The 1,996-nt window shown below is 70.4% G+C and carries 3 protein-coding genes; all 3 read right to left on the minus strand.

All coding sequences use genetic code 11. The features are described from left to right. Positions 1-723, minus strand: a 723-nt coding sequence (locus tag HW445_RS28680) for a DUF3159 domain-containing protein (protein ID WP_180223757.1), incomplete at its 3' end; no start/stop codon positions are given. A 3-nt stretch (positions 724-726) separates the two neighbouring features. Continuing rightward, the gene (locus tag HW445_RS28685; RefSeq protein ID WP_180223758.1) at positions 727-1,125 is read right to left on the minus strand and encodes an OB-fold nucleic acid binding domain-containing protein; all 399 of its coding nucleotides are present in this window, start codon (positions 1,123-1,125) and stop codon (positions 727-729) included. 96 nt (positions 1,126-1,221) lie between these two features. Beyond that, positions 1,222-1,926 (minus strand): ABC transporter ATP-binding protein, encoded by a 705-nt coding sequence (locus HW445_RS28690; RefSeq protein ID WP_180223759.1) that lies wholly within the window; start codon positions 1,924-1,926, stop codon positions 1,222-1,224. Positions 1,927-1,996: the final 70 nt, after the last annotated feature.

Raw genomic sequence — 1,996 nt, forward strand, 5'->3', positions numbered from 1 at the left:
CTCCGCGGCAGCGGCTTCCGCCGCGGCCGCCTCCTCCCGCTCCCGCTCCTCCATCTCGGCGAAGACGTCGATCGGAGCGGGCGCCTTGGCCAGGAACACCCAGGTCAGCCAGACCGCCAGCAGGAACGGCGGGATCTTCAGCGAGATCAGCACCCAGCCGAGCTCGGTGGTGTCAGCCCACCAGTAGAGCGGGAAGAGAATGGCGCACTTGGCGAGCAGGATCAGCCCCCAGGCGACACTCGCCTTCGCGTAGGCCTTCTTCCGTCCGGGATTGCGCTTCCGCCAGGACAGGTTCTCCTTGAACAGCGGTCCCAGGATCACGCCGATCAGCGGGAAGCCCAGCGCCGTGGAGAGCAGGTAGGCGACCGCGAGTCCCAGCGTGTAGAGCATGCCGGGCAGGTAGAAGTCCTTGGCGTTGCCCGTCATCATGGCGAAGACGACGCCGAAGGCCACGCCGAAGACGCCGCTGAAGGCGTGCTTGACGGTGTCCTTGCGGATCAGCCGGACCACGCCCATCAGCAGCGACACCGCGAGCGCGGCGATGGCCGAGATGTGCAGGTCCTTGTTGACGGTGTAGATCGCGACGAAGAGCAGCCCCGGCACGACCGTTTCGATCATGCCGCGGATTCCGCCGAACGCCTCGCCCAGCGCGGCCTCGGTCGCAGCCCGTGAGTCGTGCTCCGGCTGCTGCGTCTCTTCGGTCGGCTTGTCGAGCGACGTCACCGGCTACTCCCGTCCGAGGGGTCTCAGTTCGTAGTGGGGGTTGAACAGCACACGACGGCCGTGGATCAGGGTGATCCGGCCCGACGCGATCAGCCTGCGTCCGGGTTCGACGCCCACGATGGAGCGCCTGCCCAGCCACACCAGGTCCAGGGAGGCGGAGCCGTCGAACAGCTCGGCCTCCAGGGCCGGGACCCCGGCCCGCGGGCGCAGGGTGACCGTGCGCAAGGTACCAGTGACCGTAACGACCTCACGGTCGCTGCAGTCACCTATTCGGGTCATTCCCGCAGTGTCCGTCTCCTCCCGCAGCTCCTCGCGCTCCAGGTCCTCCTGGGACGAGGAGAGCCGGTCGATCATGCGGCGGAACCGGCCCACCGGCTTGTCGGAACGGGGAACAGCGCTCATGTCTGCAGCCTACCGGGGGTGCGCGGACGCCGGAACCCAAGCGGAATGCAGCCTTCCACACGATCCGCCGGGTCGGGGCTCGCCTCCGCGACCCGCCTAGACGACCGCCTGGACGACGGCGTCCGCGGCCGCCTCGACGACGTGGCCGTCGGCCAGCTCCAGCACCCGGTCGGCGAGGTCGAGCAGGGTGTTGTCGTGGGTGGCGACCAGCGCGGTCACCCCCTCGCTGCGGACCACGGCGCGCAGCAGCTCCATGACCGAGTGGCCCGTCTCCGCGTCCAGCTGACCGGTGGGCTCGTCGGCGATGAGCAGCGCCGGGCTGTTGGCGAGGGCGCGGGCTATCGCCACCCGCTGCTGCTGCCCGCCGGAGAGCTCGGCGGGTCGCTGGGCGGCGTGCCCGGCGAGACCCACCAGGGAGAGCAGCAGCTCGACGCGTTCCTCGCGCTCGGCCGGGTCCGCGTCGCGCAGACGCAGCGGGACACCGACGTTCTCGGCGGCGGTGAGGATCGGTATCAGCCCGAAGGACTGGAACACGAAGCCGATGCGGTCGCGGCGCAGGGCGAGCAGCTTCTCCTCACCCAGGGACGACAGGTCGTGGCCGTCCACCACCACGGTGCCGGAGTCGGGGGTGTCGAGGCCGCCGACGATGTTCAGCAGTGTGGTCTTGCCGGAGCCGGAGCGGCCCTTGAGGGCGACCAGCTCTCCCTCGGGTATGTCCAGGGAGACGCCGCGGAGGGCGGAGACGGCCGCGGCACCCGTGCCGTAGGTCTTCCGCACGTCCTGGACCCGGACCATGCCCATGCGCCACCCTTCCCTGCCCTCGGGGCGTCCACCGCCCCTCTCACGCCCTCAACGCCCGGCACCGGCCCCC

It is taken from the genome of Streptomyces sp. UH6 (assembly GCF_013421635.1).
Taxonomy (GTDB): Bacteria; Actinomycetota; Actinomycetes; order Streptomycetales; family Streptomycetaceae; genus Streptomyces; species Streptomyces abyssomicinicus.

Excerpts from the sequence above, each read along its gene's own strand:
- HW445_RS28685 (WP_180223758.1), bottom strand. The coding sequence starts at position 1,125 with ATGAGCGCTGTTCCCCGTTCCGACAAGCCGGTGGGCCGGTTCCGCCGC.
- HW445_RS28690 (WP_180223759.1), bottom strand. The coding sequence starts at position 1,926 with ATGGGCATGGTCCGGGTCCAGGACGTGCGGAAGACCTACGGCACGGGT.